The organism is Bacillus sp. EB01 (assembly GCF_000613125.1).
Lineage (GTDB): Bacteria > Bacillota > Bacilli > Bacillales > Cytobacillaceae > Bacillus_D.
In genome coordinates this window covers 4366755-4384716 of sequence record NZ_HG964497.1, presented here as the reverse complement: position 1 = coordinate 4384716, position 17962 = coordinate 4366755, and the positions used below count along the sequence as shown (strand labels likewise).

Below are 17962 nucleotides of genomic sequence, written 5' to 3'. Positions count from 1 at the left end.
TTACGCTAGCGCGTAATTTCGTGCGAAGCTTATGCTACCGAAGCCTTACTTGTGGAGCTAGAAATAATGAGAAAACCGCAGTCATTACCCGATTATTAACTGGTTCAACTGCGGCATAAAAGCAAATTTACCACCGTATGAAGTTTCTTAATCTTGGCCAATATTCAGCTTCCTTTGCAGCCTTTTAAGCCTGGCAAGCATATCTGTTTTAAGAAGTGTTCCAGATACTGCGCGGAGTTTATCGGATTCAAACTTCTGGCAAGCCTGTGAAGAAAAACGATGTGCCTTCTGGTAATCCTTAAACTTATGTTCAAGAATCTTCGCGGCCTCAATACTGGCTTCGATAGAGACTTCAAGCGCATGCGATTCAGCAGCTGCAGAGAAATATTCCAAAGCGTCGTCCCACTGCTTCCCTTTCTTAAACGAATACCCAAGCCTCAGCTTTGCAATAGCGGCCTCTTTGTCATTTCCTTCGATGAGTCCCGTATATGCCCTGCTTGCTTCAGAATGGTTTCCGACGGCCGAAAACCATTTCCCCACTTCAAGGGCTTCCTGTCTCGTCTGTTCACCATCCATGCCGCAAAGCTGGAAAGTCAAATGAGTATATAAGGTAACAAGTGACAGAATGTCAATTTCATTATGTTTAAGGAGTCCGAGCATTCCATCTGGCCTGCCTGTCTCGACGTAATCAAAATAGATCATCGGAGCTAGAAAACCAGGAATGTCATCTTCCCTCTCCACTTCCAGCACCTCTGTTTCAACAACTGATAGCTTCATTCTGTCAAGCTTATGTTTCCAAAGCCTTCTAGCAGCATGGTAAAGATCGAAATGACCGAACTCAGGCAGCTTTGGTACATGCTCTCGAACGAGCGTATGCCTTGTTTTTACTTGAGGCCAATCAAACGATTTTCCATTATAGGTGACCAGTGTCCTATAATTAATGCTTTCCAGGAAGCTTTGATATAGTGGTACTTCTGCTCCAGGATGAGGGAGGATATGCTGTTTTAAAACCAATTTATCTTTTACGACACTTGCCTGGCCCAGCAGGAATATCGTATTTCCGGTTCCGCCGCCAAGCCCTGTCGTTTCAGTATCAAAAAAGAATAACTCCTCAGCGGAGTGCCCTTTGGAAGAGAGCGGGTGCTCTATGCCGCTTTTCTCCCAAAGGGAAACCGCCTCCAGGAAGTCAGAGAACCTGTATCGCCCATGCTTATAGTCAAGAGGATAGACAACTTCCCTTACTAAACAATATTGTCCATCAAAATGGAACGCCTTTACTCCTGCTTTATCCCATTCCTCCCATTGCGGGATGTCGTGGCCAACATTCTCCAGACGCGGTTCAATAACAGCTTCAGAAGCTTGTGTGCCAGCTGGTGAAAAAATTTCTTTTGACAATGAATCTTTATGACTGGCCGAGAGATGGGGCTTTAATCTGTTCAATTTATTTTTTAACGACATGTCATCACAACCGTGCATTCCTGGCAGCGGCCAGGAAGTGATTTGTTATTTTAAATGCGTCTTTTTTTGCAGTCATTGACGTTGCATCCATGCCTATGCAGGATGGGCAGCCTTCTTCACATGGGCATCTATCAATCATTGCCGCCGCTTCTTCAAGGACTAATTCCATGCCGGCATAAAGTTTGTCGCTTAGCCCCACTCCGCCAGGATAACTATCATAAAAGAAAATCGTAGGCTTCTCATTGTGGTCGGCCTTAACCTGGGGAACAACATGGATATCTTGAGGGTCGGCCATAACAAACAATGGAGCAATATTGGAAAGGGCATGTGAAGCGCCAATCAGTCCTTGTTCCAGGCGGTCATGTTTGAGCTCGTCCAGGTTATCTTCAAGCGAAACCCAGGCGGAACTTGTATGCAGCTCCATTTCTGGCAAAAAAATCGGTCCTGAACCTATATTATCATGCGTCTCAAATTTTATTTTTTTGAATATCGTTGCCATTGCCCTTACGCTTACATCCCCGTACCCAATTTCCACACCGTTCCGTTCTGCGAGCTTGTCAACTTCCAGAACCTTTAATTGGACCGCGAGATTCGCATCGGTATAGTAGTCAACGTCAACCTCCCGGACGTAGGCCTTCTTCTCATCCCAATCAAGTTTCTCCACCTGGTACTGAATGCCCTGGTGAAGGTAAATGGCTTCGTCATGCAGCAGGGTCATGGCCGAGAATGTATCCATTTCACCAATCACCCTGACATTTGCGATATCGGATTGATCAATGATAATGACATTCTCCTGGGAAGCTGATCTCAAACTTATGTTATGGGCCGGAAAGGAATCATTCATCCAATACCATTTATCTCCGTTTTGGTAGAGGACCCTCTCCTCGACAAGATATTCGAGCAGCTCTTCAGTACCCAGTCCTCCAAATTCTTCATCTTTTTTAAAAGGAAGCTCGTAGGCTGCACACTTTAGATGGTCAATAAGGATTATCAAATTGTCCGGATTGATTCTGGCTGTTTCGGGGCTCTTATTGAAAAAATAATCCGGATTCTGGATGACATACTGGTCGAGCGGGCTTGAGCTTGCAACCATAATCACAAGCGCTTCACCATGCCGTCTGCCGGCACGGCCTGCTTGCTGCCAGGCACTCGAGATTGTTCCCGGATAACCGGTCATAATGCAAACTTGAAGCTGGCCAATGTCGACTCCGAGCTCGAGCGCGTTTGTACTGACGACACCGTATATGTCACCATTGCGAAGACCCTTTTCAATCCTCCGTCGCTCGGCCGGCAAATAACCGCCGCGGTAGCCCATGATTGATTTTGGGCCAAGTTGATTTTTGACAAGCTCCTGAAGATAAGTCAGGATAATTTCAACCCTAACCCGGCTCCGGGCAAAAACAATTGTCTGGATTTTATTTCGCAGCAGCTCCCCCGCTATCCTCCTTACTTCGAGGGTTGCGCTTCGCCTTAAGTTCAGGGGTTTATTAATGACAGGCGGATTATAAAAAACAAAATGCTTCCTTCCCGTTGGAGCTCCATTATTATCGACCAAAACCATATGAGTTTCAGTCAAGGTTTCTGCCAGTTCAAGCGGATTGGCGATTGTTGCGGAGGTACAAATGAACACAGGATTGCTCCCATAATAGCTGCATATCCGCTTAAGCCGGCGTATGACATTCGCAACATGGCTGCCGAACACACCCCTGTATGTGTGCAGTTCGTCAATTACGACAAACTTAAGGTTTTCAAACAGTGAAACCCATTTTGTATGATGTGGCAATATCGCACTGTGGAGCATGTCAGGATTCGTTATGACCACATGGCCGGCCTTTCGCACTCTTTGCCGAATGTTCGCCGGTGTATCTCCATCGTACGTATAGCTATTGATATCAAGGCCCGCTTCCTGGATCAATTCATTAATTTCGCTCTTTTGGTCCTGGGCAAGCGCCTTGGTTGGAAACATATATAATGCCCTCGAACTGCTGTCATTCAGGATTGTCTGCAGGACGGGCAGATTATAGCATAGAGTTTTCCCAGAGGCTGTCGGAGTGACGGCCGTGATGCTTTGTCCGGACATCGCTGTTTCAAATGCGGTTTTCTGGTGAGTATATAATTCAGAAACCCCTCTATGTTCCAGGGCCTTTTTTAATAACGGATTCAGCTGTTCTGGCATCGATTCCGTTCTGGCCGGTTTTTCATCAATTGTATGCCAATGAACAATATTATTCTTAAATTGTTCATCAAGCTTTAATTTTTCAAGCATTTCTTGGAGGTTTTTCCTCAATTTCATTTACATCACCCCATTTCCTCTATTGTAGCGAATGGACGTTCGTTAAAAAAGAAAAATATATTGCTAATGTTCCTAAATGTTCGTGGGAAATAATCCCAACAAATGTCAAGATTTTGACACGGAACATTTTCTTACCGAATTCAAATGGTTTGATACAATGAAGAGAGACATTTCATGATTAGGAGTGGGGAATAATGCTAGCTGAAGAAATAAGAACCGTGCTTTCATGGTTTCCGATATTCCGGGAATTGAACCGATATGAATTAGATAAAATAGCAGAAATTTCAATCGCCAGGGAATTTAAAAAAGGCGCCCATATTTTCATGCAGGGTGATCCCATTGAAAATGTTTATTTTGTCTTTAAGGGAAAAATAAAAATTTACAAATCTGATGCAAACGGGAAAGAACAAATCGTCAATATCCTTCAAAAGGGTGAAATGTTCCCACATATCGGCTTTTTCCGGAAAGGTGATTACCCGGCTTATTCGGAGGCAATTGAACCTGCAACATTGGTTGTTGTACCTATTTCCAGGTTTGAAAGTGTCCTGATGTACAATCCGGAATTATGTATCAAGCTATTCCGTGTGCTTGGTGAGCGGATTGTCGACTTGCAGAACCGGCTCGAGGAGCAAATCCTGAATAATACGAATGAGCAAATCATCAAGCTGCTTGTCCGCCTAGGCCAAAGGCATGGCACTGAAGTTAGTGATGGACGTGTTTTGCTAAAAGGCGATTTTACGAACAGGGATTTAGGGAATATGATTGGTACAACAAGGGAAACAGTGAGCAGGACACTAACAAAAATGAAAAAAGATGGTTTAATTGAAATGGACAGCCATGGAAACATGAAATTCAATCCAGAAGTACTTTTGGACCAAATACTGCAGTAACAAGCATGGAGATTCCCATCACTCCTTAGATTTTTGGTTAAAATGACTAACTATTAATGGTTTAAACAAAAGAGGTGTCCCAAGTAATCTATGGGACACCTCTTCTCTTATTTTGCTTCAGAAAGTTGAAGCATTTCGTTCATGTCTTCCTGAGCGTCACCAATTAGCTTTAGGTTGAACGCATTTTGCAATACTTCCAAGACACCAGCAGAAATGAATTCAGGCGGTTTTGGCCCAATCCGAATGTCCTTGATGCCGAGACTGAAAAGCCCCAACAAAATTGCAACTGCTTTTTGCTCAAACCAGGAAAGGACGATGCTTACCGGGAGTTCATTGATTTCACATTCGAACGCCTCAGCCAAAGCCTTTGCAATTTTAACTGTGGAACCAGAGTTGTTGCACTGGCCAAGGTCAATATAGCGAGGAATCTCAGTCCCAGGCACTGTTCCATAATCCACATCATTGAAACGGAATTTTCCACAGGAAGTTGTCAGAATGACTGTTTCAGGAGGCAGCGATGTTGCAAGCTCGCGGTAGTACTCTCCTCCTTTTCCTGGTGCATCACAGCCAGCAATAACGAAGAAACGTTTAATTTTCCCTTCCTTGACCGCCGCAATAACTTCAGGAGCGAGCCCAAGGACTGTTTCATGGTGGAAGCCAGTAAGCAGTGTTTCTTCCGACTCAATATTGGCCTCAGGCAATTCAAGAGCCCGGTCAATTAAAGCAGTAAAGTCGTCATTAACGATTTTTTGAACATTTTCAAGGCCAGCCACTTCATAGGAGAACATCCTGTCAGCGTAACTACCTTTGATCGGCATAACACAATTGGTTGTTGCCAGGATTGCTCCAGGGAATTTTTCAAAAAGGCGGCGCTGGTCATACCAGGCCTTACCAATGTTACCCTTCAAGTGAGCATATTTCTTCAGTGCAGGATAGCCATGGGCAGGGAGCATTTCGGAATGGGTATAGATGTTAATTCCCTTACCTTCTGTTTGCTTTAATAGCTCCTCAAGCGCGAATAGGTTATGCCCTGTTACCACTATCGTCTTACCTTCGATTTTGTTTTGGCTGACGCGGATAGGCTGCGGAATGCCCAGGCGTTTTGTATGGGCCTCATCCAGCACTTCCATCATGCGAACCGCAGATTGGCCAACCTTCATTGCCATGTCAATATGTTCTTGGACATTGAAATTCGAATTCGTTAAGGTCATGTAAAGAGCTTCATGAGTTGTCGTATCCACAAAAGAATCCGTAAAACCGAGTTGATTTGCGTGTGTCCGGTAGGCTGCAATACCCTTCAGGGCAAAAATGATTGTATCCTGGAGACTTGCAATTGTTTCATCTTTCCCGCAAACTCCGACGACCGTACAACCGCCAGACGGGGTTTGTTCACATTGATAACAGAACATGTTTAACTCCTCACTTTCGTTCATTACTCCTAATCAAGAATATAATGCCGCACCGGTTAAAACCTGTGATGTAAATCACTTCTTTGACATCTGTCATCAATTGTTCAAATATTCACAAGTTGTATTTACTTTCACTTCTTATTTACCAATTTCATATGATATAATCGAAAATCGATTTTCATACATTTAGAATTATAACAGGACCTAAGGGTTCTAATTGACTTATGAGAGAGGGAGATGGGATGAACGAAAAAGATAAAACAAAACGTTATGTTCAGAAGGGGCTTCGCAACTCCAAGCAGAAGGATCCGGATTATCCATTGTCATATTTGAATGACTTTTTGCATTATCCGCCTGTAAAAGGCTTCCTTCAGTCCATAGATGATTTCTTCCAAAATCCATTCACACATTCACCTTTCCGCGTAAGCCTTGAAGATCATAACAACGAATACATCATTACGGCAGAACTTGCAGGTGTTAAGCGAGATCAAATCCATATAGATATTTTTAGAAATCAAGTTGTCATTTCAATAGAAAACAAAGTCGAACAAACAGAGACAAATGAAGAGCATGGAAGCTATCGCAAAAGCATATCGCAGCGACGTGATACAAGAAGCGTTCACCTTCCAAAACCGGTTCTTGATCATAAAGCAAAAGCCTCCTATCAAGATGGACTCCTCAAAATAACCTTGCCAATAGACAAAGGCCATACATTGCAAATAGATTGAACCCTACTATAAGAACGAATGTGGAAGCATACGTGTCCCTGGGGATGTTTATTCTGTAAGCATTCTTTGTAGACCTAGACTAAAGTTGCATTGGACACGTTTCAGTGTTTTTAACGAGGTGAAATGTACCCATTAAGCCGCATTGGACACATTTCAGTGTTTTTCATAAGGCAAAATGTCAACCAACACCATACACAGTCTGGATAAATGAACTATCCACATTGGTGATATCTTTAATTACCTTTACAAAAAGCTAATGAGCGCAGCCAGTCTGCGCTCTTTTCTCATGTTTAAGGAAATTATAAATTTCGCGACTGTAGATAACTTTTATTACTGAGCGTTTCTACATCTAGCTCCAGCGCCTACGCGTGCGCAAACTTCAGGCCTCCTCCCTACGATAAGTCATGCACGAATGCGCTAGCGCTCTTCGTGATTCCTTTATCTCAGTCGAAGTCCCTCCATTTTGTACGGCGATGACCACTAAGGAAAGCTCCTCAGAATAATCATCGCAGGGACAGGCGGCATTTTGCCTGTCACGAAGGCGCTTGCGCTTTTGTTCTTTCACAAGAAAGTGATGGTTCCTGGAAAAAAAAAGAAACGGTATTCCCGTTTCCTTGTTAAGCCTTGAATACTCCGCCCAAACCTTTTAACAAGGCTGATGCCTGGCTGACAGTACTGACCATCTGACCTGCTGTATTCACCATTTTATTGATATCTAATGTGCCATCCTGTGATTTAAACGAGCCAAGGATGGATTGCATGGCTCCTGGTGTTTTTTGTACAAACTGCCCCTTAGGGTATGGATTAAATTGTGGCGGAAAACCCATTTGCTGCATTGGCTGTGAATTGCCAAAAAATCCATTCTGCCCTCCGGGATCCAGGGGATTTTGAAAAAGAAAATGGCTGCCCGGCCTGTTTTGCTGAGTTTGTGGAACAAATTGGTTATTTGGCCACATATTCTCCCCCACTGGAAAACCTGGCTGAAACCCTGGCATCACGTGGGAGGCAGGCATTCCCTGCTGGTGATAAACTCCATAAGGCATTTGCTGCGTAAAAGGCACCTGTCCATATACCGGAGCTTGGTATCGATTATATTGCATGTGGGCTACCCTCACTTCCGTACATCGTTTCCCTATACTATATGTTGAGGGTGAATCAGTGTGATTATTGAAAATTCAAGTGCTAAATAGCGAAATTTTTGTCGGAAGTTTAAATTTTTTAAAAATAAGGATTTCTTTTTAATTGTGTTACGATATAGAAAATGGGGAAAGGGGCGCTTTAGATGGATATTTCAACATTGAAGACAAGCTTTATCCTGCAAAGAGACAATGATTCCGTAGATGCAAATGTTTTGAGGGATTATGCAAGGAAACTTTATATTCAAAATGAAATCACAGCTTCCACATATCGGAGGCTAATCCAAGAGCTCGAAGCTACAGGCGCCACTGTACCGGAAATAACCGGTGAAAAAGTTACTAATTAAGAAAAATCCCCGCCACTTGGCGGGGATTTTTTTATTAAAGAACTTTCCCGGTTCCTGCAATTTTTTCAAGAATGCTGCTTAATGTATAATCAACCGTCCTGCTTGAATTTATAAACGTGTACCGGCTCGTCTTGACAAAAAAGGCCTGAATCGATAGTTTTTCAACGTGTTCATGGGCAAGTTCAATCTGACGGCTGGCAATGCCGTTACGGCCAAGGAATACCGCCTCTTTTAGAGCAGCTTCCTTCCATTGGTCATTTATAATTTTTACTTTATCGGCGAAGGGCTTTACCTCCGAGTAAAAATCACCATCCTCGTTTTTCTCCCTAGTTTGTTCAAAAGTTTGGACAAATACCTTATTATAATCCAGAAGCTGTTTGGTCAGCTCTTCTAACAAAATCAATGAGTCCATCATACCCCTCCACTATCTGAAACTCTAATCAGTATGGATATTACGGCTGATTATTGGTTCCTGTTAAGGAATGAAAGAAGCCATTTATATAAATGGCCTCATTCCCACTCACTTTAGTTTATCTTCCGGTTATGGCGAGTTCAAGCTTTGTGTTTAAAACAGCTGGCAAAGAGCGCTTAGTTGGTGCAGGTGGCTTAATGTCCTGCTCCAATCGCTGCACCCTCACCTCCATATTCTCCAACTGCTCGAACCGTTTGCCAATTAACTCCATCGATAACCCTGAAAACGCCGTGTCCATTTCTGCTTCTAATAATAATAGCTGTTCATTTATCCCATTCAAACGAAGCAATAATTTATTCTTTTCACTGCTAGATCCCTTCATTGCGTTTTCCCCTTTACGGTTTATTTACTACCCTTTATTCTTCCTTCCCCTCCTGTTTCCTGCATCGGTGACAAAACTAGAAGCTACCTGTCAAAAGTAGTGGTAATCAGCTTCTTTTTGATGCTGGTTACGGAGTATATTCGACAAGATCCCTGAATGAAGTCATGTGTTTCGGGAACGATACTATTGGAGGTGTTTTAGCCATGGCGAAAAAGGGTAAGGAAAACAAGAAAAACCATAATGGCCAGGAACAAAAAAAGACTGGTTATGGCGATAAAAAGCTTGTAGGCGAAAATAGGCCAGCTGAATAACCTGCTATAGCCAAAAAGTATATTTCTCCACTCATCGGGATGTCCAGGTCTCTTACAATGGATTCTGTTAGCAATTTGGTTACTGCTGGATATAAAGGCAAGGGCATCCCCCTTGCCTTTTTAGTGCCCCATCATATTATTTTTATGGAAGCTTATAGCTTAAAGCCCCTTGACAAATAGTCCTTTTTTACTTGTGCCATCAATTGGAGCTGGTCCCGTTTTTGTATATACCAGTCCGTTAAATGGGGTGTCTCTTTTAACTTTACTGATAAATACAGCTTGTGTACGGGGGCCATTTTAATTTGGCTCCAATCTTGATATATATGGCGGTGGTGCTCGATAATTGGAAACGTCATTCTTAAATAAGGTGTTTCGCGCCGGACCTTTTGTTTGAAGTACTGCTCATAGTCATGTCTTGAACCCGTATGAGCCGTTCGCCGGGCAAATTCGTAAAAGTGGGGAAACAGCCTTGGGTGGAAAAGTATTTTGGTTAGCCTTCTGCCAAGGTCTATCCGATTGGAAACCTTACGAAAGCCAGATACACTCGCACCGTATAATTCTCCACCGCAAGTTGGAAAAAGGACACAGCTAAAATGGAACCATTCCTGTAGATTGAACTCAATGCTTTGAAAAACTTTACTTTTGTATACTGGATGTTCAATGATCGGTTCCTGGATAACATTTTGTTCATTAATAATCAATGCTGTGGTCAGCCTGTTTTTATCCTGTTTCTCCCAATAAATCGCCCACTCTTTTTGCATAAACGACGAAATATTAAAATATTTTAACAGATGAAACAATGGCTTATTCATTTTCGTCGAATAGGAGTAAAGCAAAAGTTGTGGATAAGCATCATGGAAAATGAGCCAGTTTGCTCGCTCATACGTAAGAAAGAGTTGCTTCCTTGTCGCACCTGTAAGGAAATGGGGAAAAATCGTTCCTTCAAGGTCGCACATATTCCATCCACCGTTCCGTGAGACCATACTAGCCAAAAAAGCCCATATAAGATCAGGATTTTGCTTAAAGAAATTAAAATATGCATTTGTTCTGGTGATATTATCCTTATTCAATTTGACTGTTTCTTTCCTAATTTCCTTTATTATTTCTTTTTCAGAAATCTGCATTATTCTATTCCTTCTTTAAAACAGTTTGAATTGGTCATAGTTAGATTGGCTCCATTAAATTATTTTATACAGCAAAATTCAAGCTCCTTTGGTATGATAGGTAATAGTTTGTGAGGTGCTAATCTTGTTCAATTACCCAAATGGAAAAAAATACACTGGACGACAGCCCCTTCAAGGAGCGAAACTAAAACGGGAATCAATCAATTCTTATAGCAACCGAGGAATGACTTTAGAAGACGATTTGAATGAAACGAATCAATTTTACCTAAGCCGAGGCATTGCGGTCATTCACAAAAAACCGACGCCGATTCAAATTGTCCAGGTTGATTATCCCAAGCGAAGCGCAGCAGTTATCAAAGAAGCCTATTTCAAGCAGGCCTCCACAACAGATTATAATGGAGTATATAAAGGAAGATATATAGATTTTGAGGCGAAGGAAACCCAGAATCCCACCTCTTTTCCTTTGAAAAACATCCATGAGCACCAAATTCGCCATATGGATGCTGTGCTAAAACAAGGAGGAATTTCATTTGTTATCCTGCGATTTTCAAGCAGTGATGAATTATTTCTTTTAGATGCTCTCCCTCTTTTAGGGTTTTGGGAAAGGATGGAACAGGGCGGAAGAAAATCAATAACCAAATCCGAAGTAATGGAAGCTGGCATCCCGATTTCACTAGGCTACCAGCCAAGGATTGATTATTTAAAAAAAGTTGATGAACTCTACATTCTAGATTGATAGTTTGTATTGCATGAAAGGAAGGAATTTTAATGGCAAGTAATTATAAATCCAGGGAGGAAAGAAGGAAACAGATTGCCTCCAATGGGAAAAAGAAGAAAAAAAGTGCTCCTACCCGCGGCGGACTTTTTAAGAAAATATTCCTTATTCTTATTGCGCTTGGCATAGTAGGAATGCTGTCAGGCATTGCAACATTCGCTTTCCTCGTCCAGGATGCACCTAAGTTGGACGAAAAGCTTCTAAAGGATCCCATTCCTTCTAAACTACTTGATAAAGAAGGTAAGGTATTCAGGGAAGTCGGTACGGTTCGAAGAGAATATGTTGATTATAAAGATATCCCCAAATTGGTTGAAGATGCATTTTTAGCCACCGAGGATGTCCGCTTTTATCAGCATCATGGTATTGATATTATCCGACTGGGCGGTGCAGTCATTGCGAATCTAACGAATGGCTTTGGTTCTGAAGGTGCTTCAACCATTACCCAACAGGTAGTGAAGAACTCCTTTTTGACCAATGAAAAAACAATTAAACGGAAGGTACAGGAGGCCTGGCTTTCCTATCAGCTTGAACGGAAATATACGAAACAGCAAATTTTCGAGATGTATGTCAATAAAATCCTTATGGGTGGAGATATCCATGGGGTATCAACAGCGGCTGAAGTATATTTTGACAAGAGCTTGGATGAGCTTGAGCTTCATGAAGCCGCACTGCTTGCCGGGCTTCCTCAAAGCCCTAATAATTATAATCCATTCGTAAATCCAGACAGAGCAGAGAAAAGAAGGAATTTGGTTCTTTCACTCATGAACCAGCATGGCTTCATTAATGAACAGCAAATGAAGGAAGCACAGGCCATTCCTGTTGAAAAAACCCTTGTTCCTGAAGAAAAACGCAAAAAAAATGAAAAACCATATGACTCGTTTGTTGACGCTGTTATCGAAGAGGTAAAGAAAGCTGGAGATTTCGATATATACTCCGACGGCTTAACGATTCATACAACACTAGATCAGGATGCACAAAAATATGTAGATAAGATGATGTTTACAGATGATGTTGTGGCGTTTCCTGATGAAAAATTCCAGGCCGGAATCGTCATGGTTGATACAAAAACAGGCGAAATTCGGGCGGTAGGCGGAAACCGCAACAAGGATGTCCAGCGTGGCTATAATTTTGCCATGGATATTAAAAGGCAGCCAGGATCATTGATAAAACCGATTCTTGACTATGGTCCAGCAATAGAGCACCTTCAATGGGGCACATACCATATGATGGAGGATAAACCAACCAAGTATACAGGCGGGACCGAATTCGGGAACTGGAATGACCAATATGATGGCTGGATGACAATTCGCACTGCCCTTGCGAAATCAAAGAATACAATCGCTGTGCAAACTCTTCAGGAGGTCGGCACAGAAAAAGCGAAGGATTTTGCCGTAAACCTTGGCATTCCTTTGAAAGAAATTTATGAATCCTATGCAATAGGCGGTTTCGGCGGGAAAACGGTCGGGGTATCCCCTCTCCATCTTGCCGGGGCATACAGCGCATTTGGCAACAATGGTTATTATACAAAGCCACATGCTGTAGCTAAAATAGAACTTCGTGATGGAACAGAAATTGATACTGCACCTGAATCAAAGGCTGTCATGAAAGACTATACAGCGTTTATGGTAACAGATATGATGAAGAGCGTTTTAACAAGCGGTACAGGTACGGCTGCCCATATACCAGGCCTTCCCGCTGCTGGTAAAACTGGGACGACCAACTATACAGAAGATGAGTTGAGAAAACTTAATGTAGGTAAGGGCGCTGTTCCTGACGCCTGGTTTGCCGGCTATACGACCAACTATACAATTGCGGTTTGGACTGGGTATGAAAGCAGGATGACACCAATCATGCCTGGCAAAGACCAGCAAATAGCCAAAGCGCTATACAGAAATCTGATGCAGCATGTTTCTAAAGACGTGGATACACCGGATTTCAAAATGCCAAAATCAGTTGAACGTGTAAGAATTGAAAAAGGTTCAATTCCTGCCAAATTGGCAAGTGAATATACTCCAGATAGCATGGTATTGACTGAATACGCTGTAAAAGGTAAAAAACCGAAGGAAGTTTCCAAGAAGTTTGATAAACCTGATGCACCTACTGGTCTGAAGGCAGAGTTGAACAAAGAAACCAATTCAATTTCATTGAGCTGGAACCATAAAGAAAAAGAGAATATTAGCTACTCCATCTCGGTTACAAAGGATGGCAGCAAGGTTCATTCCAACACGACTTCCAATACTTCGTATGAAGTCCCTAACATTACTTCTGGCGGCACATATTCGGTAACCGTAACTGCTGTAAAAGACGGAACTAGCAGTGATCCTGCAACAGCTTCTGTTGTTGTCGAAAGCCAAACACCTCCACCTAGCGATGAAAATGGAGGAAATAACGGTAACGGAAATGGCAACGGAAATGGTAATGGTAACGGAAATGGTAATGGCAACGGAAATGGAAATGGCAACGGAAATGGAAATGGCAATGGCAATGGTGAAGGTGATGGCGAAGGCGAGGGTGATGGTGACGGCGAAGGCGAAGGTGATGGCGGCGGCGAAGGCGAAGGTGATGGCGGCGGTGATGGCGAAGGCGAAGGTGATGGCGAAGGCGGTACTGGCGGAGATACCGGCGGCGGTACTGGCGGGGATACCGGCGGCGGAACAGGCGGGGATACTGGCGGTGGAACTGGCGGCGGTACTGGCGGCGGTACCGGTGGTGGAACTGGTGGCGGTACCGGTGGCGGTACTGGCGGAAACGGCAGTGGAAACGGCTCCGGCCGTGGTAACTAACCACACCTTGAGCTCGCTTCCCTAAGAATATAATTTTATAATCAAAAAAGGGAGCACCCATTATCGGGTGCTCCCTTTCTTAATAGCAATATTTTTCATGAACTGCTTTTTTTGTTCTTCCATTAATTGTTTTAATTGAATGTAGGAATGAAAGAGCTCCGGTCTTTGGATTAAGAAATATAACCGTTCCTGGCAATTAACTGGCTTAAGTGCCAAGCTATCGACTTCGTTGAGCTCGTTTAACTTTACTGGCTGTTTATTGCTCCAATAAAGAATTTTAAGAAGGGTTGATATCCCTACCCTCATTCCCTCTCTAACGCGCGGCTTATTTTTCTCTTTAAAAGACTCTTCTATCTTCTTGCTAACTTCATTCCATACCTCATATTGTCCTGGAACACTGATATACGATTCCTCCCAAGGCCCAGCCGCCATGGCTCCGTAAAAAAAACCAGCTTCATCAGGAAACAACTGAGCTGCCACTTCAGAAAAAAAGGGATGTTCCAATTGTTTTGGTAAACTGGAATTATGCTCTGGCATTTTGCAGTTTTCCCTTCATCCGTTTTTGGCCTTCCCTGCATACCTTTAATAGTGGACATGTTGGGCATTGCGGATTTTGGGCCTTGCAATGATAACGCCCGAAAAAAATCAACCGATGATGGGTTACGGACCACTCTTCCATCGGTACTTTCTTCATGAGTGTTTTCTCAACTTCAAGGACAGAATCCTTCCATCTGCAGATACCCAGCCGCTTGCTGACTCTTTCAACATGTGTATCAACAGCAATTGCGGGTACTCCGAAAGCAACAGAAACGACCACATTGGCTGTTTTCCTGCCCACACCAGGAAGCTTCGTCAGTTCATCCCTGTCCATGGGAACCTGGCCCCCATATTCCTCCAGGATCATTTTGCTAAGCTTCTGTATATTTTTCGCTTTATTTCGGAACAGCCCAATTGAACGTATGTCATTTTCAAGCTCTTCCAACGGCACATTTAAATAATCCTGTGGCGTATTATATTTTTTAAAAAGAGATTCAGTCACTTTATTAACAAGAACGTCCGTGCATTGGGCAGATAACGCTACTGCGACGACGAGCTCAAACGGATTGGAATGATTCAATTCACAATGGGCATCAGGAAACATCCTGCCCATCTCGTCGAGGCAGTATCTGATTTGTGCTTTATTCAACATATTCAGTCACCTTCTTTTTAACGTTTGCTACAAGCTATTTTACCAGCATGGTCAATCATAATTTGAAAAATAAGCTTAGAAATTAGTCTGGATTAAAGGGAATTTAGTTAAAACAGCCTAAAATTAAATAAAAACGAGAGTAATGTCCTCTCGCTTCAAATTATAATTACTGTTCCAGCCAGTTGTAGAAAGGTACGGCAGAAACAGGGGGTGCCTGTCGGTCCTGAGGTAAATTCTTTGCCTGCTGCCGTTGGCGGAACTTTATGCTTTGGCTTTTTGCCTGTTCAATTGTTTTAATACCATTCTTTTTCCATTCAAAGAGAATTCTGTCTATGTACCTGAAATTCAATTTTCCGGACATAACGGCTTCCCTAAGTGCAGCTTTAATAATTTGCGGGCCATGCTTATCATCATCAACCCACATAGCCAGGGTCTCACATTCAAAAGGAGAAAGCGGCCTGCCAAATTCCTTTTCAAATATCGTATACAAGTTCTGTTCTTCCGTTTTCCGATCCTTTTCCTTTTCTGCTTTTTCCTTAAGCAGGAATTGATCAATAAGCTTTTGCCATAAAGGCTCTAGCGAATATTTTTCACAACGAATTCCGTCCTGGCTATACTCATCCATAATTTCTATGTAGCCGCGCTGGATTAATTTACGCAAAGCATCGGTGCATTGAAGATCAGAAAGAGTCATATGGGAGGAAAGCTGTTCAGGAGTGGGAAATTCGTTGCCTTTTTGGGCGTAATTCAAGATGTTCAAAAGAAGAACAAGTTCATATTCATTTAAGTTTAAGTTTTTATATTCTGTGAAAAGCAAGGAAGGTATGGTAACATTCCCTTCATGCATCCAGCCAAGGATACTAGACTTCATAATTCGACACCTCTCTATCAGTATACCATGAATCAAAGAGGGACAGGTAAACATTTCAAACAGGGATAATCTTACAAAAAGAACTAGTTTTATATCCCATTTTTGTACTGTTCTTTACACTATGCATGCTATGTTGCCTGTGTTGCTAATAGAATAGCCTGCCAAAATTGGTCTTGGCAGGCTTACATTATTATTAATTATTTTTGGCTGTGTTGAAGAAGTCTGTTGTTCTCCGCTACACAAAGGAAAGCTCCAGCGAATTAACATCGCAGAGACAGGCGCATTTTGCCTGTCACGAGGCGCTTCAATCAACTCTTTTATAAAGCAACAATTTTCTATAACAGGGCCTATTTTTATAAATCCGATTCAATATATACCGGTTTTTATGGATACAGCCTGTTCAATAGACGCGGGAATGGGATGGTTTCCCTGACATGCTCGACACCGCTAATCCAGGCAACGGTCCTCTCGAGGCCTAGTCCAAATCCTGAATGGGGAACAGCACCATATTGGCTTAGCTCCAAATACCATTTATACGCAGCTTCAGGAAGCCCATGTTCCTCAATTCGCTGCCTCATAAGATTGTAATCATGTATACGCTCTGAACCGCCTATAATTTCCCCATACCCCTCCGGAGCAATCAAATCGGCACATAGCACAACATCATCGCGTTCAGGATGCGGCTGCATGTAGAAAGGCTTGAGTGAAGTTGGATAATGGATAATGAAAACAGGCTTATCGTAGCTTTCTGCAATCGCTGTTTCATGCGGAGCCCCAAAATCATCTCCCCACTTGATATCATCGAATCCCTTTTCATGAAGGAGCTTGATTGCATCGTCATATGTTATCCTAGGGAACGGTGCCTTGATTTGCTCCAGCTTCGATGTATCACGGCCAAGAGTTTTTAGTTCAAGCTGGCAATTGGCCAATACCGATTGAACAATGTATGAAACATATTGTTCCTGGACAACTAAGCTTTCTTCATGTTCTGTAAAGGCCATTTCAGGTTCGATCATCCAAAATTCAATTAAGTGGCGCCTTGTTTTTGATTTTTCGGCACGGAATGTTGGGCCAAAAGAGAAAACTTTTCCTAAGGCCATAGCAGCAGCTTCCATATAGAGCTGGCCGCTTTGTGAAAGATAGGCATCTTCATCAAAATACTTTGTATGGAACAGTTCAGTTGTTCCTTCAGGTGCACTGCCGGTCAGGATAGGCGGATCCACTTTAACAAAGCCATTGTTATTATAAAACTCATAGGTTGCGCGAATGATTTCATTTCTGACTTTCATCACTGCATGCTGGCGCTTTGACCTTAACCAAAGGTGGCGATGATCCATTAGGAATTCAGTACCATGTTCTTTAGGTGTTATCGGGTAATCGGTGGCAAGTTGAATAATGTCGACCTTTTTGACTGACAATTCATATCCAAATGGAGAACGTTCATCTTTTTGTACAATTCCCGTAACATAAAGTGAAGACTCCTGGGTTACTGATTTGGCAGTCTGGAAGATTTCCTCTTCCACTTCACTTTTCACGACCACACCCTGGATAAATCCAGTTCCGTCCCTCAGCTGTAAAAAGGCGATTTTTCCGCTGGAACGTTTATTGGCAAGCCATGCGCCAATTCTGACTTCCTCGCCAACGTATTTATGAACTTCTGCAATTGTTGTTTTAATCACTGGTATATTCCCTCCAAGACTTGCACTTACGGTTTCTATGTATCCACTTTATTATACAGATGCGGACAAGGCCTAGCAAGGGTGCAGCATGCTTCTCCTGGTCTGTTTTGTCCTAAAGTGGCCAGGTAAATGAGGCGGACAATCAATTAGCGGGAGAGGTTTTCCCCAACCGCTA

General features: G+C 42.7%; 16 protein-coding genes. 5 read left to right on the top strand and 11 right to left on the bottom strand.

Annotated elements, in window-relative coordinates; all coding sequences use genetic code 11:
* Positions 1-147: 147 nt before the first annotated feature.
* On the bottom strand, positions 148-1458 hold the full coding sequence (locus TY16_RS20495) for a ribonuclease H-like domain-containing protein (protein ID WP_052342813.1): 1311 nt from the start codon (positions 1456-1458) through the stop codon (positions 148-150).
* Between the two features lie 4 nt (positions 1459-1462).
* The gene (locus tag TY16_RS20490) at positions 1463-3751 is read right to left on the bottom strand and encodes a DEAD/DEAH box helicase (protein WP_043933639.1); all 2289 of its coding nucleotides are present in this window, start codon (positions 3749-3751) and stop codon (positions 1463-1465) included.
* Positions 3752-3945: 194 nt separating this feature from the next.
* On the opposite strand from TY16_RS20490, the gene TY16_RS20485 reads away from it, so the two are divergent.
* A complete protein-coding gene (locus TY16_RS20485; RefSeq protein ID WP_043933638.1) occupies positions 3946-4641 on the top strand; it encodes a Crp/Fnr family transcriptional regulator in 696 nt (231 codons plus the stop codon).
* Between the two features lie 107 nt (positions 4642-4748).
* Here the strand turns inward: TY16_RS20485 and hcp are convergent, their stop codons facing one another.
* A complete protein-coding gene (gene hcp / locus TY16_RS20480; RefSeq protein ID WP_043933637.1) occupies positions 4749-6050 on the bottom strand; it encodes a hydroxylamine reductase in 1302 nt (433 codons plus the stop codon).
* Positions 6051-6292: 242 nt separating this feature from the next.
* On the opposite strand from hcp, the gene TY16_RS20475 reads away from it, so the two are divergent.
* Positions 6293-6778, top strand: a complete 486-nt coding sequence (locus tag TY16_RS20475; protein ID WP_043933636.1) for an Hsp20/alpha crystallin family protein — start codon at positions 6293-6295, stop codon at positions 6776-6778.
* A 617-nt stretch (positions 6779-7395) separates the two neighbouring features.
* Here the strand turns inward: TY16_RS20475 and TY16_RS25410 are convergent.
* Entirely contained in the window at positions 7396-7878 is a 483-nt protein-coding gene (locus TY16_RS25410; RefSeq protein WP_052342812.1) for a YppG family protein, read from the bottom strand.
* A gap of 182 nt (positions 7879-8060) precedes the next feature.
* Between TY16_RS25410 and yppF the strand changes: the two genes are divergently transcribed.
* Entirely contained in the window at positions 8061-8261 is a 201-nt protein-coding gene (yppF, locus tag TY16_RS20465) for a YppF family protein (protein WP_043933635.1), read from the top strand.
* Positions 8262-8295: 34 nt separating this feature from the next.
* On the opposite strand, the gene TY16_RS20460 is transcribed toward yppF, so the two are convergent.
* The 3 genes from TY16_RS20460 to TY16_RS20450 all read right to left on the bottom strand — a co-directional run bounded on the left by TY16_RS20460 (position 8296) and on the right by TY16_RS20450 (position 10490).
* Positions 8296-8673, bottom strand: a complete 378-nt coding sequence (locus TY16_RS20460; RefSeq protein WP_052342811.1) for a DUF1798 family protein — start codon at positions 8671-8673, stop codon at positions 8296-8298.
* Between the two features lie 118 nt (positions 8674-8791).
* On the bottom strand, positions 8792-9055 hold the full coding sequence (locus TY16_RS20455; protein ID WP_043933633.1) for a hypothetical protein: 264 nt from the start codon (positions 9053-9055) through the stop codon (positions 8792-8794).
* A gap of 463 nt (positions 9056-9518) precedes the next feature.
* Entirely contained in the window at positions 9519-10490 is a 972-nt protein-coding gene (locus TY16_RS20450; protein ID WP_043933632.1) for a DUF2515 domain-containing protein, read from the bottom strand.
* A 124-nt stretch (positions 10491-10614) separates the two neighbouring features.
* Here TY16_RS20450 and recU point away from each other — a divergent pair, with 124 nt between their 5' ends.
* Positions 10615-11226 carry a Holliday junction resolvase RecU gene (gene recU / locus TY16_RS20445; RefSeq protein ID WP_197028431.1) on the top strand — a complete coding sequence of 204 codons (612 nt, stop codon included), beginning with the start codon at positions 10615-10617 and terminating at the stop codon, positions 11224-11226.
* Positions 11227-11258: 32 nt separating this feature from the next.
* Positions 11259-14048 carry a penicillin-binding protein 1A gene (locus TY16_RS20440; protein WP_043933631.1) on the top strand — a complete coding sequence of 930 codons (2790 nt, stop codon included), beginning with the start codon at positions 11259-11261 and terminating at the stop codon, positions 14046-14048.
* A 60-nt stretch (positions 14049-14108) separates the two neighbouring features.
* Here the strand turns inward: TY16_RS20440 and TY16_RS25405 are convergent, their stop codons facing one another.
* From TY16_RS25405 to asnS, 4 genes are all read right to left on the bottom strand, one after another.
* Positions 14109-14585: a YpoC family protein gene (locus TY16_RS25405; protein ID WP_052342810.1), complete on the bottom strand. Its 477-nt coding sequence runs from the start codon at positions 14583-14585 to the stop codon at positions 14109-14111.
* Positions 14572-15237 (bottom strand): endonuclease III, encoded by a 666-nt coding sequence (gene nth / locus TY16_RS20430; RefSeq protein WP_043933630.1) that lies wholly within the window; start codon positions 15235-15237, stop codon positions 14572-14574. The genes TY16_RS25405 and nth overlap by 14 nt, the downstream gene beginning before the upstream one ends.
* Positions 15238-15403: 166 nt before the next feature.
* Complete coding sequence (locus TY16_RS20425) at positions 15404-16108, bottom strand: DnaD domain-containing protein (RefSeq protein ID WP_043933629.1); 705 nt, start codon at positions 16106-16108, stop codon at positions 15404-15406.
* 383 nt (positions 16109-16491) lie between these two features.
* Positions 16492-17784, bottom strand: coding sequence for an asparagine--tRNA ligase (asnS, locus tag TY16_RS20420; RefSeq protein ID WP_043934874.1), 1293 nt, complete (start codon positions 17782-17784; stop codon positions 16492-16494).
* Positions 17785-17962 lie beyond the last annotated feature (178 nt).